The 5,515-nt window shown below is 62.5% G+C and carries 7 protein-coding genes; 4 read left to right on the plus strand and 3 right to left on the minus strand.

Features of this window, described 5'->3' with window-relative positions; genetic code table 11:
- Both EN914_RS22320 and EN914_RS22325 read left to right on the plus strand, forming a co-directional pair.
- A partial coding sequence (locus EN914_RS22320; RefSeq protein ID WP_206527222.1) for an NAD-binding protein occupies window positions 1-892 on the plus strand: 892 nt, incomplete at its 5' end.
- Window positions 893-906: 14 nt separating this feature from the next.
- Window positions 907-1,452, plus strand: a complete 546-nt coding sequence (locus EN914_RS22325) for a DUF924 family protein (protein WP_024503540.1) — start codon at window positions 907-909, stop codon at window positions 1,450-1,452.
- A 50-nt stretch (window positions 1,453-1,502) separates the two neighbouring features.
- Here the strand turns inward: EN914_RS22325 and folK are convergent, their stop codons facing one another.
- From folK to folP, 3 genes are read right to left on the minus strand one after another with little or no spacing between them, the layout of a single operon-like run.
- Window positions 1,503-2,015: a 2-amino-4-hydroxy-6-hydroxymethyldihydropteridine diphosphokinase gene (folK, locus tag EN914_RS22330; RefSeq protein WP_013531872.1), complete on the minus strand. Its 513-nt coding sequence runs from the start codon at window positions 2,013-2,015 to the stop codon at window positions 1,503-1,505.
- On the minus strand, window positions 1,999-2,358 hold the full coding sequence (gene folB / locus EN914_RS22335; RefSeq protein ID WP_013531873.1) for a dihydroneopterin aldolase: 360 nt from the start codon (window positions 2,356-2,358) through the stop codon (window positions 1,999-2,001). The genes folK and folB overlap by 17 nt, the downstream gene beginning before the upstream one ends.
- A gap of 3 nt (window positions 2,359-2,361) precedes the next feature.
- Window positions 2,362-3,213: a dihydropteroate synthase gene (folP, locus tag EN914_RS22340; protein WP_013531874.1), complete on the minus strand. Its 852-nt coding sequence runs from the start codon at window positions 3,211-3,213 to the stop codon at window positions 2,362-2,364.
- A 103-nt stretch (window positions 3,214-3,316) separates the two neighbouring features.
- Here folP and EN914_RS22345 point away from each other — a divergent pair, with 103 nt between their 5' ends.
- Both EN914_RS22345 and EN914_RS22350 read left to right on the plus strand, forming a co-directional pair.
- On the plus strand, window positions 3,317-3,976 hold the full coding sequence (locus EN914_RS22345) for a DUF922 domain-containing Zn-dependent protease (protein WP_127389264.1): 660 nt from the start codon (window positions 3,317-3,319) through the stop codon (window positions 3,974-3,976).
- Between the two features lie 200 nt (window positions 3,977-4,176).
- The coding region (locus EN914_RS22350; protein ID WP_127389263.1) for an MDR family MFS transporter at window positions 4,177-5,515 on the plus strand (1,339 nt) is incomplete at its 3' end.

Raw genomic sequence — 5,515 nt, forward strand, 5'->3', positions numbered from 1 at the left:
CTACATCGTCGCCCGCATCCTGAAAACCAGCCACCGCGAGGCGCTTGAGCGCGCGGTCTTCATGGCGCAAGGCGGTGAGTTCGCCTTTGTCCTTTATTCGGCGGCCGCGGCGGTCGGCATCATCGACGGCAACGCCAATGCGACGCTGACGGCGATCGTCATCATCTCCATGGTGCTGACGCCGCTGGCCATCATCGCCTTGCGCTATCTGACGCCGCGCGACGAGCAGTCGCTCGACGGCGTCGACGTCGCCGATGGCCTGACCGGCAGCGTGCTGATCATCGGCTTCGGCCGCTTCGGCCAGATCGCCAGCCAGCCGCTGTTGCTGCGCGGCATCGACGTCTCGATCATCGACAATGACGTCGAAATGATCCAGGCGGCGGCCGATTTCGGCTTCAAGGTCTACTATGGCGACGGCACGCGGCTGGACATCCTGCATGCCGCCGGTGCCGGCCGGGCGCGCGCCGTGCTGATCTGCGTCGACAAGGCCGATGTGGCTGTTCGCATCGCCCAGCTGATCAAGGCCGAATTCCCACTGCTCACCGTGCTGGCCCGCGCATTCGACCGTGGAACGGCGCTGCAGCTCATACGTGCCGGCGTCGACTACCAACTTCGCGAAACCTTCGAATCCGCACTTGTTTTCGGCGGCTCGGCCCTGGAATCTCTGGGCGTCGATCCCGAAGACGTGGCTGAAACGATCGAAGATGTCAGGCGCCGCGACACCGACCGCTTCGAAACCCAGCTCGCCGAAGGCATTCGCGCCGGACAGCGCTTCCTGAGAGGCAATATCGGCACGCCGATTCCGACACCGCTCTCGACGCCGCGCCGGCCTGGTCAGGCACTCAACGAAGAGACCGCGGGTGTGCTGCACAAGTCCGAACCCGCCGATTGAGCAAGGAATCAGGTATGGAATTGGACAGCAGAGCCCTGTCGGTCACCAAATTCTGGCGCGATGCCGGCGAGGATGCCTGGTTCGAGAAGAACGAAGCATTCGATGCCGAGTTCCGCGACCGCTTTCTCGACCTGCACTACGCCGCCGCGCGGCGTGAATGCGACGACTGGCTGGAACATGCCGAAGGCGCGCTGGCGCTGATGATCCTGCTCGACCAGTTTCCGCGGAACTGCTTTCGCGGCACCGGCCATATGTACGCGACCGATCCGCTCGCCAGATATTTCGCAGAGAAGGCGATCGCGGCTGGTCATGACCTGGCACTCGAGGAAGAACTCCGCGTTTTCCTCTACCTGCCTTATGAGCATTCGGAGCTACTGGCCGACCAGGATATTTCGGTCGAGCTGACGGAGGCCAGAGCCGAGCCCTATCTGAAGTATGCTGTCGAACATCGTGATATCATTGAGCAATTCGGCCGTTTTCCGCATCGAAACAAGATGCTTGGCCGCGAAACCACCTCGCAGGAGCAGACGTTCCTGGATGGTGGCGGCTTCTCGGGTTAGAGGCCTCGCTGCGCCGTTTGCAGGCCGGTATCACCTGAATATCAACGCACCTAGGCCAGCCACCAATCCCGGCCGGACGACAATCGCTCGATGCCTGAGGTATCGACGGCGACCAGGCGATCGGTGATGCTGCGACCGCTGACAACCAGGCCGGGCGCGATCTCGGCCAGCGGCGCCAGCACGAAGGCGCGCTCCAGCATGCGCGGATGCGGCACCTCCAGCCCGGTCTCGTGGATGACGCGGTCGCCGAACACCAGAATGTCGATGTCGATCAGCCGCGGCCCCCACCGCTCCTCGCGCACCCGCTTCAGCTTGCGCTCCGCATCGAGGCAGAGGTCGAGCAAGGCACGCGGTGCAAGCACGGTGGAAATTTCGGCGGCCGCATTGAGAAAATCCGGCTGATCGAGCTTGCCCCAGGGCGGTGTGCGATAAAGCGAGGAGACGCCGGTGACACGCGTATCCGCGTCGGCATCCAGCATGCGCAGCGCCGCGCTCATGGATTTCGCCGGATCGCCAAGATTGCCGCCAAGGCTGAGATAAACGGTACTATTCGGGCCAGACAACGGTCACCTCGACATAATCGAGCACGCCGGGCACTGGTGCGTTCGGCTTGCGCACCGTGATCTCGGCTTTCTTTATCTGCGGAAAACGCGCCGTCAGCGCACGGGCCACTTCGAGCGCCAGCGACTCGATCAGAAAACGGCGCTGCCCGGTGATGATCTTTTCAATGACGCTGAATGCAACGCCGTAGTGGACTGTATCCTCGATCGAATCTTCGGCAAGCGCCCGGCCTGGATCAACGGTCAGAACGGCATCGACATAGAAGCGCTGGCCGAGCCGTTCCTCCTCGTCCAGCACGCCGTGCCGGGCAAAGAAAGCGCAGTTCTTCATGCGGATGACATACATCGATCAGTTTCTCGCCCGGTCGGTTTGACGCGCCAGCATAGCATCGGCGAGCGCCAATGCGTCCACGTTGAATGCGACATCGTGGACGCGAAACAGATCGGCGCCCTGGAGCCTCAAAATGACGCTGGTCGCCGCTGTTCCGACCCCTCTGTCGGCGGCATCACGGCCGGTGACCGTGCCGATGAAGCGTTTTCGCGACGTGCCGGCCATCAGCGGCAGGCCGAGTGCATGCAATTCCGAAAAGCGTGCCATCAGGTCGAGATTTTCCTCCGCCGTCTCCTTGGCGAATCCGAAACCGGGATCGAGCACGATGTGATCATCGGCGATGCCGGTCTGGCGGGCGATTTCCAGCGACCTTCGCAGGAATGCCAACTGATCGGCAATCGCGTCCGGCAGCTTCTGGCGATCCCGCCCGGTATGCATGATGACAAGCCCGGCACCGGTATCGGCGGCGACACGAGCAATATCGGGCTCGCGCTGCAAACCCCAGACATCGTTGACGATATGCGCGCCGGCGGCGACCGCCAGCCGCGCCGTGTCGGCGCGATAGGTATCGACCGAAATCAGCACCTCGTTCACGCCCGCCAGCGCTTCGATCACCGGCAGGATGCGGGCCTGTTCCTGGCTGGCCGATACCGCGGCAGCACCTGGGCGCGTCGATTCTCCCCCGACATCGACAACCAGTGCCCCTTCCCCGATCATGCGGCGCGCCTGGGCCAGCGCCTTTTCAGGGGCGTCGAACTGGCCGCCGTCGGAAAAGCTGTCGGGCGTGACATTGAGGATGCCGACGACCACGGCCTTGCCGCCAAGGTCGAGATGGCGTCCATGCGCCAACTGCCATCGCCTGGCCGTCATTGCTCATCGACCATGGAGTTCATCAATCATGTGTGATCCCTGGCGGATCAATTTCATTGCGCCGGAAACGGCCGTAAAGCAAGGTGGTCAAAGAGGCAACATGATGAAACGATCCATGCTTGGCATGAAAAAACAGTCCTTGGGCGTGAAACAATCCTTGGCTTGCGCGCTGCTGCTCGCCATAACGTCGCACCCGGCGGCGGCGGCCAATCTCGTCAAGACGTACAGCTATTTCGCCATTGGCGGCAGCACCCTCGACGACATCGAGGCACAACTCTCCAAACGCGGGCCGGAGGTGAAAAGCACCGGCACGCGGCACCCGGGCGCTACGCAAATGGCCTTCACCACCCGTATCAGCTATGCGCAGACACCGAGTTCCTGCCGGATTGCCGACGCGGTGGTGACCGTCAAGGTGAAGGTGATCCTTCCCGAGTGGCGCCGGCCGCGCAAGGCCGATGCCGATGTCAGGCTGTTCTGGGATACGCTGTCGGCCGACATCAAGCGCCATGAGGAGCGCCATGTCGAAATCGCCAAGAACCATGGCGGCAAACTCGAAGAGGCCTTGAAAGCCACCTACCCGCAAAAGAACTGCGACGCCGCCAAGGCCAAGGCGGCCGCGATCACCGCGGCTGTTCTGGCCAGGCACGACCGCGCCCAGCTTCAGTTCGACCGCGTCGAAAGCGTCAATTTCGAAAGCCGCATCTTGCGGCTGCTGCGCTACCGCATGGAGCGCATCGGCAACGGACGACTGCCGCCGGCCTGAACGCACCCGAACTGAAGCCAAATTCACCGAAGCGTAGTGCCAGATTCGAAAAACTTTCGAGCCGCCGTCGAAACCGGCCTATATGGGACGACATATCAGGCTCGCCAGACGAGCTTAAAACACCAATGCGATCCAAACGGTCATGAAGCCGGAGCGGCTGAACAGCGCCGGTCAAATCGCAAGCTTATGGATGAACGATCATGGACCAGGCTGTCGATGAGAAAACGATGGCGGAAACCGGCACGCCGATAACAGAGCGCGAAAAGAACGCCATCATCGGCGGCGTGCTGTTGTCGATGCTGTTGGCGGCACTCGATCAGACCATTGTCGCGCCGGCCATGCCGACCATCGGGCATGCGCTCGGAAACGCACACTATCTGCCATGGATCGTCACCGGTTATCTCCTGACCGCTACAGCCGTGGCTCCGCTCTACGGCAAGATTTCCGATGTCTACGGCCGCCGGCCGACCGTCTATGCCGCGATCCTGATCTTTTTGGCGGGATCGGTGGTCAGTGCGATGGCTCCCAACATGTTTGTGCTGGTTGTCGGGCGGGCGATCCAGGGCGCCGGTGGCGGCGGCCTGTTCGCTTTGACGCAGACCGTCGTCGGGGATCTCGTGCCGCCGCGCGAGCGGGCACGCTATGCCGCCTGGTTCTCCGGCACATGGGCTGTCGCCAGCATTGCCGGTCCGTTGCTCGGCGGCACTTTCGCAGAGCACCTGCACTGGTCACTGATCTTCTGGATCAACATTCCGCTTGGTTTTCTTGCGATGGCGATCATCAACAAGCCGCTCAAGAAACTGCCCATTGCCGCAAAGCGCCATCGCATCGACGGCCTGGGCGCGCTGCTTCTGATAATTGCCACGGCGCTGCTGCTGCTCGCCTTGAACTGGGGCGGCAGCGCCTATCCCTGGACTTCGCTTGAAGTCATCGGCGTTCTCTGCGGTTCGGCGATTTTCTGGAGCGCTTTTGCCTTGCGGCTCATGCGCGCCGTCGAGCCGCTCATCTCACTCGAAGTGCTTGGCAATCCAATCGTTTTGGCGGGCACGCTTTCGATGTTCCTGCTTCAGGCCGCAAGCGTCGGCATGGCTGTGTACCTGCCCGTCTATCTTCAGGCGGTGCTCGGCCTGTCGGCAGCGGAGTCGGGCATCGCGATGCTTGGGCTTCTGCTGGGGACCGTCGGCGGCGCGGCATTCAGCGGGCGTATGATCCCGCATTTCACCCACTACAAGCGCATTGCGATGGTGGGCGTCGTCTTCAGCATGCTGTGCCTCTGCCTGCTGGCCGTCGTCGCAGGATATGCAACGCTGCTGGAGGTCGAGGTCTTGACGATTTGCATCGGGTTTGGAACCGGAACGACGTTTCCGGTCACCACCGTGTCGGTCCAGAACGCCGTCGATCGCGTGCATCTCGGCGTCGCGACGGGCGTGCTGACATTCCTGCGTTCGCTTGGCAGTGCGCTTGGGGTCGCCATGCTCGGCGCGGTCGCTCTGGGCTACGGCTTGCCGCTTGCCGGTGAAGGCGTGCGGATCGCTGGCC

It is taken from the genome of Mesorhizobium sp. M7A.F.Ca.CA.001.08.2.1, from assembly GCF_003998455.1.
In the GTDB taxonomy this organism is placed as follows: Bacteria; Pseudomonadota; Alphaproteobacteria; order Rhizobiales; family Rhizobiaceae; genus Mesorhizobium; species Mesorhizobium ciceri.

What these genes read in the sequence shown, in the direction of transcription:
- folP (WP_013531874.1), bottom strand. Translation starts at nt 3,213, where the DNA reads ATGACGGCCAGGCGATGGCAGTTGGCGCATGGACGCCATCTCGACCTT.
- EN914_RS22325 (WP_024503540.1), top strand. Translation starts at nt 907, where the DNA reads ATGGAATTGGACAGCAGAGCCCTGTCGGTCACCAAATTCTGGCGCGAT.
- folB (WP_013531873.1), bottom strand. Translation starts at nt 2,358, where the DNA reads ATGTATGTCATCCGCATGAAGAACTGCGCTTTCTTTGCCCGGCACGGC.
- EN914_RS22345 (WP_127389264.1), top strand. Translation starts at nt 3,317, where the DNA reads ATGAAACGATCCATGCTTGGCATGAAAAAACAGTCCTTGGGCGTGAAA.